Genomic DNA, 15070 nt, shown 5'->3' with positions numbered 1-15070 from the left:
CAGCATCCGGCCCCATGCTGAGGAGGTCGAAAGGCTCGCAAGATCAACACCATGACCGATTTCGCCTTCGCCCCCTTCGCCCAGGAACCGTCGTCGCCACGCGCGCCTCCCACGCGTTTCCGGCCCGCCGCGCCGGATCAGCCAGAGACCTGGCCGAGCCTCTACGACGTGTTCCTGGGCGAAACCTCGCGCAATCCGCTGGTGGGCTGGCCGCGGGAGACCTTCGACGTCCTGAACCGCAAGACCAGGATCCTGCACCTGACCTATCACGGGATCAGCGACCCGGAGGGGATCAAGCGGGTCTTCCTCGACAACGCCGCCAACTACCCCAAGCCCGGCCTGGTCCGGAAGATGGTGGCGCCGGCGCTCGGGGACGGCCTGTTCTCGGCCGAGGGCGAACTGTGGCGCGACCAGCGCCGGCTGATGGCCCCGGCCTTCACCCCCGCCGCCCTGGCGGGCTTCAACCCCACCTTCATGTCCGTGGCGCGCCGCACCGCCGATCGCTGGGCCATGGGCTCGGTGGAGCGCGTCGACATCGCCGCCGAGGCCACCCGCACCACCTTCGAGATCATCGACGAGGCCCTGTTCTCCGGCGAGGCGGGCCTGGATTTCCGCGACACCGCCCCGCATCTCGAGGCCCTGATCGCCGCCGCCGGCGAGTACCGCCTGGGGGTGCTGTTCGGCATGCCCTGGCTCGACCAGAGCGCCGTCCAGCGCCGCGGGGCCCGGGGCCGCAAGGCGCTGCTGGGCCAGCTCGCCGACTTCATCGCCAAGCGGCAGGCCGCGCCCGCGCCCAGCGAGGACTTCATGACCCGGCTGCTCGACGCCTTCGCCGAGCGCTACGAGCCCAGGGTGGCCGCCAAGCTCGCCCTGGACAACGCCGCCACCTTCTTCGTCGCCGGCCACGAGACCACCGCCAACGGCCTGGCCTGGGCCATCTACCTGCTCAGCCGCGATCCCCAGGCCCAGGACTGGGCGCGCGAGGAGTCCCAGGCCGCCCTGGACGCCGGCGGCTCGCCGGCCGAGATCCTGGCGCGCCTACCCTATCTGCGGATGGTCTGGGACGAGACCCTGCGACTCTATCCGCCCGTGCCGCGCATGGACCGCCAGGCGCTGGAGGACGACGAGATCTGCGGCCAGCCGGTGCGCAAGGGCGAGATGGTCAGCGTCTGGCCCTGGGTGGTGCATCGCCATCGCAAGCTTTGGAACGAGCCCGAACTGTTCAATCCGGAGAACTTCGACCCCGAGGCCAAGGCTCAGCATCACCGCTTCCAGTACATCCCCTTCGGCGCCGGCCCGCGCATCTGCATCGGCATGGCCTTCGCCCAGGCCGAGGCCCTGCTGATCCTCTCCCATTGGCTGGCGCGGTTCCGCTTCCGCCCGGTCGAGGGCCACACCGTCATGCCCCTCGCCCACACCACGCTCAGGCCGAGAGGCGGCCTGCCGATGATGGTCGAGCGGGTTTAGGTCTGCACTCAAATCCGCTCATCCCGGCGAAGGCCGGGACCCAGATCTCGTAGCGCAGTGGCTGACGGGACGAGCTCGCAGCCCGTAGAACCCGCATCGGAGCCATTCCATCTGGGTCCCGGCCTTCGCCGGGATGAGCGGTGCGTGGAGGGAGCCGCCGCCGTGAAGCTTAACCGCGGCTCGCGCGTTCCGGCTGGATGGACTGGTGGAACCCCGACCTCATATGGCCCCTGCTAGGCGCGACCATCGCCAGCGGCCTGATCGGCTTCGAGCGGGAATACCGCAGCCGGCCCGCCGGCTTCCGCACCCACATCCTGGTCTGCCTGGCCTCGACCCTGCTGATGCTGACGGCGGTCCATCAGGTGCGCTGGCTCAGCGACACGCCGCACGAACTGATCCGCATCGACCCGGCGCGCATGGCCCACGGCATCCTCACCGGGATCGGCTTCCTGTGCGGCGGGGTGATCTTCCGCGAAGGCCCCACGGTGCATGGCCTGACCACCGCGGCGTCGCTGTGGATCACCTCGGCGCTCGGCGTCCTCTACGGGGTCGGCTTCTATGGTCTGGCGATCGGCGGCACGGTCCTGACCCTGGCGGTGCTGGCTGGCCTGCGCTGGCTGGATTTCCGCCTGCCCCATGTCAGCCATGTGGACGTCGCCATCCGCTATCCCCGCGACCAGGCGCCCGGCGAGGCGGCGTTCCGCGCCCTGATCGGCGAGTTCGGGCTGAAGGCCGAGGTGGTCCGCCAGAGCCTGACCGCCGATGGGGTGATGGAGCTGGCTGCCACCGTCAAGGGACCACGGCCGGCGACGACGGACCGACTCGTCCAGCGCCTGAAGACCGAGCCGGGCGTGCTGGCCTTCGACATCGCCCCGCGCCACGAATGACCCAATTCCCCCCACACGGGACCGGGCAAGGTTAATTCGCCCGCCGCCGCCTGAATCAACTTGGCCGTGTCGCCAGAGCTGAGCGAGATCGCCGGCAGTTCGAGTCAGGTGACGATCATGAAGACGGTTCTCGGGGCTCTGGCCTTCGCGCTTGCGGTCCTGGCGGGTCCCGCCCAGGCCAAGCTCATCACGTTCGACGACCGCACGCCGGTCGCCCAAACGCTCACCTCCTACGAGGGCCTCGACTGGGAGAACATGAGCACGCTCGGCGCCGTCTGGTACGCCGGCTTCGAGGACACCGGCTTCGGCCACGGAACCGTCTCGCCGGAGAACGTCGCCTTCAACGCCGGCGGCGACGTGGTGGGCGCGGTGTCGCTGGCCACCGGGAGCTTCGACTTCGAGAGCGCCTATTTCACCGCCGCCTGGATCGACGGTCTGCAGCTGCGCATCCAGGGCTTCAACGACGGACTTGAGCTCTTTTCCCAGGTGCTGAACCTCGACACCGCCGGGCCGACCTTCTTCGCCGCCGGCTGGGGCGGCCTCGACAGGCTGACCTTCACCACCTGGTACGACGGCTGCTCCTGCAAGGGCCGCCAGTTCGTGATGGACAATCTCAAGCTCACCTCCGAGGTCCCCGAGCCGTCGACCTGGGCGATGTTGGTCATAGGCTTCGGCGGGGTCGGGGTCTTGATTCGCGGCGCTCGCCGTCGGGAGCAGCCCGCGGTCGCATAGACGCGCCGGAACTGCCGGGACCGCGAGGTCGTTGTCTCTCCCGAAGCTTCAGGAGAACCCCAGGCCATGGTCGACCAGACGAACACCCAACCCACGCCCAAGCCGCGCCGCGGCGCGGCGCTGAAGCAGGCCGCCGCCCCCTTGGTCGGCGCGGCCTCGGACCTGGCCCACGAAGCCAAGGTGGCTCTGACCGAGAAGGCGAGCGTCCTGCAGGCCAAGGCCCAGGAGGGCTACGGCGTCGCGCGCCAGGAGGCCCGCAAGCGTCTGGGCGAGGCCGAGACCTTCGTACAGGAGCGGCCCTACGCCTCGCTGGCCATCGCCGCCTTCGCCGGGTTCCTGATCGGCCACATCATCTCCAGCGCCAAGACCAACGTCGTCTATCTCCGCGACGAGCGCTGACGCCGGCCCGCTAAGAATCTCGGCGGCAGGGTGCTACAGCCCCGCCCATGAGCACCATCCGCCTCTGGACCCTGTCCAGCCACCACTCCGCCTTCCGCGTCGGCGGCTGGGCCCATCTGCGCCAGACCACCGACGGCCTGGCGGGCGCGGCGGGCGGCGCGCGCCAGATCACGCCCGAACGCACGGCCCTGGCCGGCCTGGCCGCGGCGCTCAAGGACCTCCCCCCGGGCGATCTGGCCGTCCATGCCGACAGCCCGATCGTGCTCGGCCCGATCCGCGCCATGATCCTGGGCGAGGCCGCCGCCCCGCCGGAAACCGACCTCGACCTCTGGGCCCAGGTCCAGACCGCGCTCAAGGGCCGTGCGGTCGCCTTCGTCCGCGCCCCCGTGACGCCCAACACGCCCCAGGCCTTCGCCGCCGCCTGGGCCGAACTCGCCCGCGACAAGGCCAAGACCCACGGCCCCTTCACCCACCCGATCCCCAAGCCCAACCTCGCCAAGGTCCAGGGATTGTAGAGATGCGGGGCCTCACTCAACGTCGTCATCCTCCGGGCTCGCGAAGCGAGATCCGGGGGACCCAAGCTGACTCTCAGGATGTGGCGGACGCCGCTTGGGTCCCCCGGATCGTCTTTCAGACGACCGGAGGATGACGAGGTTGGGAGGTGGTCGGATCGTCGTGGTCAGACCCGCCGCTTGAGGTTCAGCAGATAGACCTTGCGATCGAGCGGGTCGTGGTCAGTGCGAGGCCGCGACGGGACCGGTCCCCGCACCGGCTGGTGCTGGTGGAAGGCGGTTTCCAGCACCCCCTCGCCGCGGGTCAGGGTCGGCAGCTTCTGCTGCAGCTCGTGCACCCGCGCCGCCGGGATCTCGCCCTCCAGCCGGCAGGCCGATCCCCGCATGGCCTGGGTGCGTGGGACCGCCTCCACCTGGGCCAGGACCGAGAGGATCGACCCCAGGGTGTCGCCGGGGATATCCAGCTCGAAGCGCTGCATGGGCTCGCAGACGGCCACCCCGGCCTGCTTCAGCGCGGCCATCAGCACCAGGGGCGTCAGATTGCGGAAATCCCCCGCCGTGCTCGACATGCTCTTGTCGAAGATGGCGTGGGAGTGGCTTTGCCGCGGCTGGTAGCCGGAGTGGGTCATGGTCACCACGCAGTCGGTGACCGCCCAGCCGTGCAGGCCCTGGCCCAGGGTCTTGAACACCGTCTCCTCCACCGCCCGGTGGAAGGCGTGCGGGATCGAGCCGAACTCCACCTCCAGCCGGAAGGTCACGCCGGAATCGATCGGCGCCGGGTCGATCCGCAGGCCCACCGTGGCGAGGAAGGGGTTGGGCCATTCGCGCAGGACCTCGACGGCGCAGCCGGAGCCCACGGGTCGCTCGATGCAGATGGTCGTGGTCTCGTCGAACTCAACCTCGACCCCGTACGCGCTGGCCAGGGTCTCCTGGATGACCTCCTTCTGCACCTCTCCATAGAGCGAGACGTAGATCTCCTGGCGGATGTCGTCCTGCCGCAGGTTGATCAGAGGATCCTGCTCGGCGAGCTGGACCAGGGCGCCCAGCAGGGCGCCGCGCTCGGCGGCGCGGCGCGGAACGATCACCGTCTCGAGGGTCGGCGGCGCGAAATGGCGCTGGGCCGAGCCTTCTCGCGGCAGGCCGACAGCGTCGCCGATCTGGATGTCGCCCAGGCCCCAGAGCTTACCGATCTGGCCGGCGGCGAGGCTGTCACGCTTCACCGCCCCGCCACGGTCGAAGACCCCGATGGCGGTGACCTTGGCCTCCTTGCCCTGGCCGAACTTCAGGCGGTCCCGCGTCCGCAGGGTTCCGGAGAACATGCGGACATAGGCGATCTTCTCCCCCGCCGGCCCGCGCTCGACCTTGAACACCGCGCCGGAGACCGGGCCGTCCGCGTCGGCCCGCGCCCTCGGCAGCAGCCGGGTCACGCCGGCCATCAGGGCTTCCACCCCGGCGCCGGTGATCGCCGAGCCGAAATAGACCGGATGGACCAGGGCCCGCCGGGTCTGGGCGGCCAACCCCTTCCGAAGCCGGCCAGGCGCGGTGAGGGTCCCGCCCTCCAGATAGGCCGCCAGCATGAGGTCGTCATGGTCGGCCAGCCGCTCGACGAGCCGCGCCCTGAACCCTTGGTCCTCCGGCTCGAACGGGGTGAAGTCGGCGTCCTGCCCGCCGAGGTCGCGGGCCGATCCCATGGCGACGATGGCCGGGGTCAGCCGTTCGGAGATCGCCTGCAGCACGGCCTCGTCCTGCGCCCCGCGCCGGTCGATCTTGTTGACGAAGATCAGCGTTAGGATCGCCAGCCGCTGCAGGGTCCGCATCAGGACGCGGGTCTGGGCCTGCACCCCCTCCACGGCCGAGATCACCAGCACCGCGCCGTCCAGCACGTTCAGCACCCGCTCCACCTCGGCGATGAAATCCGGGTGGCCGGGGGTGTCGATCAGGTTGACGGTGACGTCGCCCACCACGAAGGAGGCGACCGCGGTCTTGATGGTGATCCCGCGTCGCCGCTCCTGGTCCAGGGAGTCGGTCTGGGTGTCGCCGTCGTCCACGCTGCCGATCGCCGCTATGGCGCCGGCCTCGTAGAGCAGTCGTTCGGTGAGGCTAGTCTTGCCGGCGTCTACGTGCGCCAGAATCCCCAAGTTGAGCGTGGGCATAGAGCTTCAAATCCTGTCGATAAGAGGAATCTCCTTTCGCGATGGACATGAAGCTTCGGCGCACGGGGCTCTCCGGGATCGGTTGTTCGGACGCTCAGGACAACAGATGCGCGGGGTCATGGCAACCGGCCCCTGGCGCAATCCTCGGCCTTGGGTAGGAATAGGCGCCGTGAGCAGCCTCGCCGCCATAGCCGCCCGACTGACGCCCTTCCGCCCGGCGGCCGGGCCCTTCGTGGTCGGGATCACCGGCTCGGTGGCGGTGGGCAAGAGCACCTTCGCCGAGGCGCTGAAGGCCGCCTTCGAGGCGGACGGCGACGGCGTCGAGCTGGTCTGCACCGACGGCTTCCTCCATTCCAACGCCCGGCTGGAGGAACTGGGCCTCACCGTCCAGAAGGGCTTTCCCGCCAGCTACGACCACGCCGCCCTGCGCGCCGCCCTGGAAGGCGTGCGCCACGGGCCCACCCGCTTCCCCGGCTACAGCCACGTGACCTACGACGTCGACGAGGCGCTCTCCCGCGAGGTCGCCCCGTCCGACGTGCTGGTCATCGAGGGCCTGGCCCTGCGCCATCCGCTGACCGGCCCGCCCGGCCTGCTGGACGCCCTGGTCTATCTGGAGGCTGAGGAGGCGGACCTGGAGCGCTGGTTCGTCGCCCGCTTCATGGGGCTTTGGGACCTGGCCGAACATGACCCGGCCTCCTTCTACGCCCGCTTCCGGTCCATGAGCCGCCCGGAGGCGCAGGCCTTCGGCAAGATGGTCTGGGAGCGGATCAACCTGCCCAACCTGCGCGACCACATCGCCCCGGCCCGCGCCCTCGCCGACCTGGTGGTCCGCAAGGCCGGCGATCATGCTATCGCGGGGGTCGAGACACCCTAGCCGCATTTCCGATCGGAGCCCCCTTGGCCGACGCCGTCCTGCCCACGACCGAACGCCCGCCGATCAGCCCCAATGCGCTCATCCTGCTGGTCCTGTGGATCGCCAGCGGCGCGGCGCTCGCCCTGGTTCCCGAGGCGACGGGCCCGCTGACCTTCGCCTTCGTGGTGCTGGGCTGGATCGCCGCGGTGGTGGTCCATGAGTTCGGCCACGCCTTCACCGCCCACAAGGCCGGCGACCCGACCATCGCCGAGAAGGGCTACCTCACCCTCGACCCGTTGAAATACGCCGATCTCGGGACCTCCATCGTGATCCCGGTCATCGCGCTGGTCCTGGGCGGGATCGGCTTTCCGGGCGGGGCGGTCTATCTGCGCGAGGACATGATGCGCTCGCGCGGCTGGCGCTCCCTGGCGAGCCTGGCCGGGCCGGCCGGCACCTTCCTGGTCCTGCTGGCTCTGGGCGCGGTCATCCACCTCGCGGCCCCGGCCCTGCCCGGCGGCGCGGGCAATCCCCTGGTCGCGGCCCTGGCCTTCCTGGCCTTCCTGCAGGCCACGGCCCTGGTGCTGAACCTGCTGCCGGTGCCCGGGCTCGACGGCTTCGGCATCCTGCGCCCCTGGCTGCCCCAGGCCGTGCGCCAGCGGCTGGCCCCCATCGAGGGGATCGCCATGCTGGCCCTGCTGGCCCTGCTGTTCTTCGTGCCCTTCGCCGCGGCCCTGTTCTTCGGCGTGGCCCTGCTGTTCACCGACATCCTGGCCCTGCCCCGCGAGCTGATCCAGGCCGGCTGGGACGCCTTCAAGTTCTGGTCCTAAGCGCTTTCAGGCGAAGTGGACGCCGGTTCGCCGCCAGAAAGCGCGCACGACCAACTAGGCGTGGGCCTCGCCCGGCTCGGCGGCGCGGGCGCTTAGCCGCCCGGCGAAGGTGCTCACATGCCGCGCGCCCTGCCACAACTCGGCGCCGAAGGCGTTGACCAGTCGCGAGGCCCGCTCCAGGGCCTGCGCCTCCGAGGCGCACGACCATTCCTCCGTCCGCGCCACCTGGCCCGCGGAATCGAACACATAGAACCGGTAGTCCATCTCGCCGTCCTCCGTCCTTGACGGCAGACGAACCGGCGCCCGCACCGCCCGGTTCCTTCACGTTCTGCGTGCGCTTGACATGTGACCTTACAGTCACCTATTGTCCGCTCGTGACCGACGACGACCTGGTTTTCAAGGCGCTCTCAGACCCCACGAGGCGATTCCTCCTCGACCTGCTCCACGCCCGCGACGGGCGCACGCTCTCGCAGCTGGAGGCCGAGGTGGCGATGACCCGCTTCGGGGTGATGAAGCATCTGAAGCTGCTGGAGGAGGCCGGTCTGGTGGTCACGCGCCGTTCGGGGCGCGAGAAGCTGCACTACCTCAACCCCGTTCCCATCCGGCTGATCCACGACCGCTGGATCGGCAAATACGCCGAGCGCCCCCTCTCGGCGCTCACCAACCTGAAAGCCGACCTGGAGTCCGACACATGAGCGACACCACCCAGATCTTCGAGATCTACATCAAGGCCCCGCCCCAGAAGATCTGGGACGCCATCACCAGTCCCGAATGGACCGCCAAATACGGCTATGGGGGCCGCGGAGAGTTCGACCTGCGCCCCGGCGGCGTCGCCCACTTCCACGCCAACCCCGACATGATCCAGATGGGCCTGCCCGAGGTGATCATCGACGGCGAGGTGCTGGAGGCCGATCCGCCCAACCGCCTGGTCACCACCCACCGCTGGCTGTTCAGCGAGGAGAACAAGGCCGAGGGCTTCACCCGCATCACTTGGGAGATCCTTCTCACCGTCGGGGGCTTCTGCAAGGTCACCATCACCCACGACGTCGCCGGCGCCCCGATGATGGCGAGCGCGATCCGCAGCGACTTCTCCGACCAGGGCGGCGGCGGCTGGAACTGGATCCTCAGCGACATGAAGTCCCTGCTGGAGACCGGCGCGACCATGGCCGCCTAGGCGGTTCGGCGAGGGCTTGGATCCTTCTCCCCTTGCGGGAGAAGGACGCCCTACCCATCCATCAGCACGATGTCCCAGCGGTACTTGCCGGCCCCCGTCGCGGCGGCGACCGAGGTGCCCGCCTCGCCGCCCAGGCCCTTATAGAGCTGGTCCTTGGCGTTCAGCGCCGCCTTCTCCGGGAAGTACATCTGGGCGCTCAGCCGGTGGGCGGTCCCGCGCACGTCGAAATGGATGTGCGGGGTCCGCAGGCCGATGGGCGAGTCGTAGGCGGCCGGCTTGATCGTGGTGATCCGCCAGCCGCCGTCCTTGTCGGTGCGCAGATTGGCGAAGCCCTGGAAGTTGGGGTCCAGCGGCGCCTTGCTGATGTCGTTGGCGTGGGCGTAGCGGCCCGCGGCGTTGGCCTGCCAGATCTCGATCGTCGCGTCGCGCATCGGCGCCCCGTGGCGGTCCAGCACCCGGCCCGAGATCTCGATCACCTCGCCCAGCGCGCGGGCCTTGTGGCCCTTCAGCCAGACCAGGTCGGCGTCGGCCTCGGCCAGGTGGTTGACCGGATAGAAGGGCCCCATGGGCGACTCCGCCGTCCCCGCCAGCGGCGGCAGGGCCTGCCCCCTCGCTCCGCCGGCGACGAGCGCCGCCCCGGCCATGACCGCGAAACCCCGACGCGAAACCAGAAGACTGTTCACCGACACCTCCCCATCTGCGTTCATCCCGGAGCCGATTGGATACCCATGGACGGCCAAGTCCATTGGAGATTGTTCGGCTTTTCCCGCTCTCACCCTGAGGCTGCGCCGCCGCGCGAAATGCAGCCGGGACGGAGTCGCCGCGCCGAGAATGTTCTGCTTTTGTTCATGACAACACTGTCAGCAGGAGCCCCCATGACCAAGGTCCGCTATCTCGGCGTCACCGACCCCAAGGCCGCCTTCGAGGCCCTGCGCGACTACCACCACGCCCTGATCAAGCTCCAGACCAAGTGCCGGCCGTTCGGCGCCGACTACCTGGTGATCATGGCCGCCAAGGAGGCCCTGGAGACCGCCGCCTTCCACTTCACCCGCGACAGCGGCTTCTATGCGGGGGCGCCGCACGGCTGACCATGCGCCCGCTCGCCAACCTCGCCGACGCCCGGCTCGAGGACGCCCGCCGCTATCCGGGCTGCGTCCTGATGCTGGGCTGCGAGATCTGCGGCTGGGCCCGGGGCTATGAGGTGGGGAAGGTGATCAACCGCCTCTACGAGCTGCGGGACGGAGGCTTCACCACCCTGGTGGCGGACGTGGCGCAGTCGGTGAAGCGCCCGTGTCCGCGGTGCCAGGGGAAACACTGGGCGACGCAGCTAGCCTACCCGACCCACATCGATGAGCGGGAGACGAAGCGGCTGGCGGGGCGGTATCGGAATTGATGAAGCCGTGCCTTGCCAAGCCCATGATGCGGGACTAGCCGTATACGTCCGGGATGAGGCGGTGTCCCGGTAAGGCTTCGGCCCAAGCACCGCGCAACTCCGCTTGGAGACGCGCATGGCTTCCAGTCGCACATCACCACCAGCACATCTAGGCCGCAGGGCCGTCGTCATCGCCATGGGTCTTGCGCTGGCGCCTGGCCTGGCGAAAGCGGCCTGCCCTCCGGTTCGGGTGCTTTTCGTCTGCCCCGCAGGCTCAGTCAAAAGCGCCATAGCCCGCGAAACCCTGAAGCGCCGCGCCGCCGATGGGGGCGTTTCCCTGTCCGTCTCCTCGCGCGGCGTGCGCCCGGAGGACCACGTCTCTCTCGGACTGGCGGCCAAACTCAAGGCGGACGGGCTCAATCCCACGTCGGAGCCGCTGCGCGCGCTGGCGGAAACCGACATCGGTCAAGCTGACATCGTCATTGCATTCGACGAGGCCTCGGACGAGCCCATGCTGCGCTCGGCGCGGGCGTGGAAAACTCCGTCCTGGAACGGAGACTACGCCGCAGCCAAGGCCGATCTGGATGGTCGGCTCGCCCTGCTGCTGGTGGAACTCACGGCGCGCGTCGCACGGCCTTGCGGAGCGCCGTGACGGCATCGCGCGCCCTAGGGTGAGCTCACACAACGGGAGAACGAGATGACAGAAGCCGCCTTCGACCGACGCGCCCTGCTCGCCGCGACAGGACTGCTGGCCGCCGCCCTCCCGGCGGCCGCCCAGCCTGCAGCCTTCGCGCCGACACCCCTGCCCTTTGACCCAAGGACCGTACCGGGCCTGTCCGAGAAGCTGCTGATGAGCCATCATGACAACAACTATGTCGGCGCGGTGAAGCGCCTCGGCGCGATCCGCGCTGAGTTTGGCAAGCTCGACTTCGCCGCGGCTTCCGTGTTCCAGATCAACGGCCTCAAGCGGGAGGAGCTGATCGCCTGGAACTCCATGATCCTGCACGAACTCTATTTCGCGGGGTTGGCGGCGCAGGCCGCGCCCAGCACGGGCCTCGCTCAATCCATCGAACGTGATTTCGGCAGCCATGATCGTTGGGCCAGTGAGTTCGCCGCGATGGGCAAGGCGCTGGGCGGCGGATCAGGCTGGGTGCTGCTGACCTATAGCCGACATGACGGAAGGCTCGTGAACACCTGGGCCTCCGATCACACCCAGACGCTCGCCGACGGCGCGCCCCTATTGGCGCTCGACATGTATGAGCACGCCTACGCCATGGACTACGGCGCAAAGGCCGCCGGCTACGTGGACGCCTTCATGAAGGCGATGACCTGGTCGGAAGCCAATCGTCGGTTCGCTTCCGCCTCGCGGGCCTGATTGGTCCGCAATCTCATCGCCTGACCGGGCGTTCCGTTGGCGATCGGGTCCGTGGCCCTGTTCGGGGCCAGCGGAGCGCGAGCCGCCCTGTTAGAGCGTGACGGGCGCCTGAACCGGCATCCACTTCAGGCTGTCACGCTCTAGCGGCCGTGGGTCACCTCCTCGGGCCGGTCGTCCGGGTCCCAGGCCTTGGGCGACAGCACCGCGGTCCGGTGGCACGCCTGCTTCAGGGCCGCGCGCAGGGTCGAAGGCTTCGCCCGGTCGACCAGCTCCAGCAGCCCGTCGCTCAGCATGTCGGCCTGCAGTCGCCGGCTGATCCCATAATCCGAGGCGAAGGCCGGATAACGGTGCAGCCAGTTATAGACCGTCATGATCGTCGGCATGCCCGGATCACGGCAGATGGCCGCCAGGCTGCGGCCCTGGATCAGCCCCATGCAGATCGCATCGGCCCGCTCTTCGGAATAGGTGCTGACCGAACCCGGATGATTGCGCTTCTTCACCTTGGGCGGCCGGGCCGCCCGCCGCGCCAGCACCTCCCGCGCCCGCCTGCGCCGCGCCTCGCGCCGCACGATGTGGAAGGCCTCGCCGAACTCCGGGTCCTTCTCGGCCCAGCGATAGACCGTCGGCGGCGTCGGCATCCCCGGCCGCCGGCAGATGGCGTGCAGACTCTCGCCCTGGGCCATCAGCCGCAGCACCTCGGCCCGCAGCTCGACCGTGAACCCGCTGGCGAAGGCGGGCGTCACGCCCTTGGTGGGAGGGGACCAATCGGCGAGGGCCATGATGGTGGAGATTGGTCTGGGTCGGCGAGATTGGCAAGAACAAACAGGGAACTATCGCCCATCATCTTTCTCCCCTTGCGGGAGAAGGTGGCCCCGCGAGAGCGGGGTCGGATGAGGGGTCGAAAGCCCTATCCGGCTAGCGGCGGCGCAGCCGCGAACGTCCCAAACGCTGACCGCGGAAAACACAAAGGGCACGGACACGCTGCTCTGCGGCCGCCGCATCGGGCTCCATCTGCGCTTTCCGTGTTTTCGGTGGTCGATCTGGGCGTCGCCATCCTCGCCCTCTTCGTTCGGCATTTCATCTGCGCAAGAATATCATCCTCGGAAACTGACACGTAATCGTATCGATAAACTCGCAGTCTTCGTTCAATCCTGAAAGACTTCCCGGTGCCAGTTTGTGTAGTACGGCCCCGGACTCCAAACTCCGAACCTCAACGACTTCCGCCTAAAGACAAATCGGATATCGCGCCGACCAAGGCGGTTTCTGACACCGGCCCCTAGATCATTAAATTTTGAGAGATAGGCTGAGCAGTCCTGATAACCGTCATTGCAGATCTGTTCGACAACATCACCGCTACGTAGCCCAACGCGCTGGGCCGTGGTCCCGCCGGAGACATTGGTGATAAAGAGCCCCATCTCATCATCGCTATCCCAGGACAAACCCTGAAACACTGCGAGCCCGGCGATCGCAGAGGCCTCTCGACTTCTGGAAAACGCAACCTGCCGAATTTGCTCGCGAGCTTCTCCAGCGACAATCTCTGTGTAGTATGCCGCTGAGCGTGCGTAGTTTCCTGCTCGATTTTCCCCTGCCGCAAGTATCCAAAGTGCATTGTCATAAGCATTGCGCTCTGGATACTTCTCTATCACCTTCAGAAGGGACTCCTGCGCGCCCACCCAGTCGCGCAAGATGAATAGCTTATGCCAGCCGGTCTCTGAAAGAACATCATCCATCAGAGGATGTTCGGAAAGTGCCTCCTGAAATTTCACGAGATAATTCAGAGATTTGTCGTACTCTCCGAGCTTCCGTGAAATCATCGCGGCCTGATAGAGCCCTCGACCGTACTCGAGGGGATCCTCCTTGAGAACATCCAGGCAGCCGTCGAGATAGGACCTAGCGCCTCGGCGCCGTTCCAAGTCACGGATGCTCATGAAGACAAATCGGCACCGTTGCGGCGGCGTGTACGCGATCAGAGATGAAATCTTATCGATATCCGACTTCGCCTCCTTCAACTCATCAAGGCACGGCAGCCCCTTGGATTCGGTCAATTTGCAGGCGTTCTGGATAGCCCGGCCGGCCGACTGGAAGTCGGCGGTGCCAATGAGTTCGTAGACACGATCCAGAGTGGGACTAAGCACCAGATATGCTGCTGACTGGTTGCCCATCCCCTCCAAAAGCTTCGCGTAGACCAACGCCCTTTCGAGCTTCCCGTTCTCTGCCAATTCCCCAGACAACGACATATAGACGTCGATGATGCTTCCGCCGTGCGGAAATTCCTTGGCGTATTGTTCATACAGAGCAACATTCTTTGGCCATTCGGACGCATTGGCGTACTCTAGCAAGGTCATGTCGCGAATTTTGCTTCTTGGATATCGAGAAAGGGATTCTGGATATCTCTTCAGGAAGTATAGGGCGTAATCCGTGAATAGGTTTTCTTCGCGTGGAAAGTTTTTTTGAGTTTCTGATATCAATTGAGACAGTCGAACTCGGTCACGTTCGTTCGGCAGGTATCGCGCAACGTGGGTTTCACTCTTGCGAAGCAATTCCATCGCGCCAAAGGGGATATGTGCCCAGTACGCACTGAAATCCGTCCGTCGACAACGATTCTTGAGCTCAGAAGCGGTGCTTTCGGCCACCTGCCATCCGTCCCGTATACTGATGGCCCTAATGTGAGCCTGCACAGCAAATACATACCTTGTATCGTCGGGAGCTCGGCCACCGTAAATTTTACAAATGTATTCAAGGCCCTCTCGATGGAGACCTTCACCATAGTAGGTCGCTGTTATCATGCCGCGGATTTGCTCGGCGGTGGCGTCGTCTGGTCCTGCCGCTAGCGCACTTTCATAGAGACGACGCGACTGGCTATACCGGCCGCTCTTCAACTCCTCGTAGGCGCGGGCGATTGTTCCAACCTTGAAAGTATTCAGAAGGTTCGTGATCATTGGTGCGGTGAATGCAAGTACCGTCAGTATTACGGAAAACCAGAACAGCACGGTTATGACTAGACGAACGAGACGGTATGCCTGCGCCTTTCCGACCTTCTCGTTGATCGCGCGGTCAAATATCCGAGCGACATTCGGGTTCGCGCTGGTGCGCCAGACAACAAAGAAGAAGGCGACCACGATCAGGCCCGAAAGCCGATATTCCGCCGGTGCGCCGGCAAGAATTTGCAGAAACCCAACAAGAGGATTTGAGTTGGAATTCATTGAAGGCCCCCGCTTGTGACCCTAGCGGCGACTAGACTTCTCGTCTAGGCTGTAACTCTTCGTCATAATCGCGCGGCGTCACACCTGCGTCACCCAGGTTGGGACCGTCCCACGCC

General features: G+C 66.9%; 17 protein-coding genes and 1 pseudogene. 13 read left to right on the top strand and 5 right to left on the bottom strand.

Annotated features, from left to right (window positions below):
* Positions 1–51 precede the first annotated feature (51 nt).
* The 5 genes and pseudogenes from V6M51_RS07630 to V6M51_RS07610 all read left to right on the top strand — a co-directional run bounded on the left by V6M51_RS07630 (position 52) and on the right by V6M51_RS07610 (position 4000).
* A complete protein-coding gene (locus V6M51_RS07630; RefSeq protein ID WP_332766031.1) occupies positions 52–1467 on the top strand; it encodes a cytochrome P450 in 1416 nt (471 codons plus the stop codon).
* 197 nt (positions 1468–1664) lie between these two features.
* The gene (locus V6M51_RS07625) at positions 1665–2354 is read left to right on the top strand and encodes an MgtC/SapB family protein (RefSeq protein ID WP_332766029.1); all 690 of its coding nucleotides are present in this window, start codon (positions 1665–1667) and stop codon (positions 2352–2354) included.
* A 618-nt stretch (positions 2355–2972) separates the two neighbouring features.
* A pseudogene (locus V6M51_RS23865) lies at positions 2973–3086 on the top strand (PEPxxWA-CTERM sorting domain-containing protein); the annotation flags it as partial.
* Between the two features lie 66 nt (positions 3087–3152).
* Positions 3153–3485 carry a hypothetical protein gene (locus tag V6M51_RS07615; RefSeq protein ID WP_332766025.1) on the top strand — a complete coding sequence of 111 codons (333 nt, stop codon included), beginning with the start codon at positions 3153–3155 and terminating at the stop codon, positions 3483–3485.
* 47 nt (positions 3486–3532) lie between these two features.
* Positions 3533–4000, top strand: coding sequence for a hypothetical protein (locus V6M51_RS07610; RefSeq protein WP_332766024.1), 468 nt, complete (start codon positions 3533–3535; stop codon positions 3998–4000).
* A 164-nt stretch (positions 4001–4164) separates the two neighbouring features.
* On the opposite strand, the gene V6M51_RS07605 is transcribed toward V6M51_RS07610, so the two are convergent.
* Positions 4165–6150: a translation factor GTPase family protein gene (locus V6M51_RS07605; protein ID WP_332766023.1), complete on the bottom strand. Its 1986-nt coding sequence runs from the start codon at positions 6148–6150 to the stop codon at positions 4165–4167.
* A 169-nt stretch (positions 6151–6319) separates the two neighbouring features.
* Between V6M51_RS07605 and V6M51_RS07600 the strand changes: the two genes are divergently transcribed.
* Positions 6320–7024, top strand: a complete 705-nt coding sequence (locus tag V6M51_RS07600) for a type I pantothenate kinase (protein WP_332766022.1) — start codon at positions 6320–6322, stop codon at positions 7022–7024.
* A gap of 23 nt (positions 7025–7047) precedes the next feature.
* Complete coding sequence (locus V6M51_RS07595) at positions 7048–7830, top strand: site-2 protease family protein (protein WP_332766020.1); 783 nt, start codon at positions 7048–7050, stop codon at positions 7828–7830.
* Positions 7831–7884: 54 nt separating this feature from the next.
* Here V6M51_RS07595 and V6M51_RS07590 read toward each other — a convergent pair whose 3' ends face one another.
* Entirely contained in the window at positions 7885–8094 is a 210-nt protein-coding gene (locus V6M51_RS07590; RefSeq protein WP_332766018.1) for a hypothetical protein, read from the bottom strand.
* A 110-nt stretch (positions 8095–8204) separates the two neighbouring features.
* On the opposite strand from V6M51_RS07590, the gene V6M51_RS07585 reads away from it, so the two are divergent.
* Complete coding sequence (locus V6M51_RS07585; protein WP_332766017.1) at positions 8205–8525, top strand: ArsR/SmtB family transcription factor; 321 nt, start codon at positions 8205–8207, stop codon at positions 8523–8525.
* Complete coding sequence (locus V6M51_RS07580) at positions 8522–9004, top strand: SRPBCC domain-containing protein (RefSeq protein ID WP_332766016.1); 483 nt, start codon at positions 8522–8524, stop codon at positions 9002–9004. The genes V6M51_RS07585 and V6M51_RS07580 overlap by 4 nt, the downstream gene beginning before the upstream one ends.
* Before the next feature lie 50 nt (positions 9005–9054).
* Here V6M51_RS07580 and V6M51_RS07575 read toward each other — a convergent pair whose 3' ends face one another.
* A complete protein-coding gene (locus tag V6M51_RS07575) occupies positions 9055–9687 on the bottom strand; it encodes a protocatechuate 3,4-dioxygenase (RefSeq protein WP_332766014.1) in 633 nt (210 codons plus the stop codon).
* Between the two features lie 192 nt (positions 9688–9879).
* Here V6M51_RS07575 and V6M51_RS07570 point away from each other — a divergent pair, with 192 nt between their 5' ends.
* The 4 genes from V6M51_RS07570 to V6M51_RS07555 all read left to right on the top strand — a co-directional run bounded on the left by V6M51_RS07570 (position 9880) and on the right by V6M51_RS07555 (position 11751).
* The gene (locus V6M51_RS07570) at positions 9880–10092 is read left to right on the top strand and encodes a hypothetical protein (RefSeq protein WP_332766012.1); all 213 of its coding nucleotides are present in this window, start codon (positions 9880–9882) and stop codon (positions 10090–10092) included.
* A gap of 2 nt (positions 10093–10094) precedes the next feature.
* Positions 10095–10397, top strand: coding sequence for a hypothetical protein (locus tag V6M51_RS07565; RefSeq protein WP_332766010.1), 303 nt, complete (start codon positions 10095–10097; stop codon positions 10395–10397).
* Positions 10398–10512: 115 nt separating this feature from the next.
* A complete protein-coding gene (locus V6M51_RS07560; RefSeq protein ID WP_332766008.1) occupies positions 10513–11028 on the top strand; it encodes an arsenate reductase/protein-tyrosine-phosphatase family protein in 516 nt (171 codons plus the stop codon).
* Positions 11029–11073: 45 nt separating this feature from the next.
* Complete coding sequence (locus V6M51_RS07555) at positions 11074–11751, top strand: superoxide dismutase (RefSeq protein WP_332766006.1); 678 nt, start codon at positions 11074–11076, stop codon at positions 11749–11751.
* A gap of 140 nt (positions 11752–11891) precedes the next feature.
* On the opposite strand, the gene V6M51_RS07550 is transcribed toward V6M51_RS07555, so the two are convergent.
* Both V6M51_RS07550 and V6M51_RS07545 read right to left on the bottom strand, forming a co-directional pair.
* Positions 11892–12530: a helix-turn-helix domain-containing protein gene (locus V6M51_RS07550; RefSeq protein ID WP_332766004.1), complete on the bottom strand. Its 639-nt coding sequence runs from the start codon at positions 12528–12530 to the stop codon at positions 11892–11894.
* A 366-nt stretch (positions 12531–12896) separates the two neighbouring features.
* Entirely contained in the window at positions 12897–14954 is a 2058-nt protein-coding gene (locus V6M51_RS07545; protein WP_332766003.1) for a hypothetical protein, read from the bottom strand.
* Positions 14955–15070: the final 116 nt, after the last annotated feature.

It is taken from the genome of Phenylobacterium sp. (assembly GCF_036677185.1).
Classification (GTDB): Bacteria; Pseudomonadota; Alphaproteobacteria; order Caulobacterales; family Caulobacteraceae; genus Phenylobacterium.
Note: the sequence above shows the minus strand (reverse complement) of the source record. Positions and strands in the feature narration are given on the sequence as shown.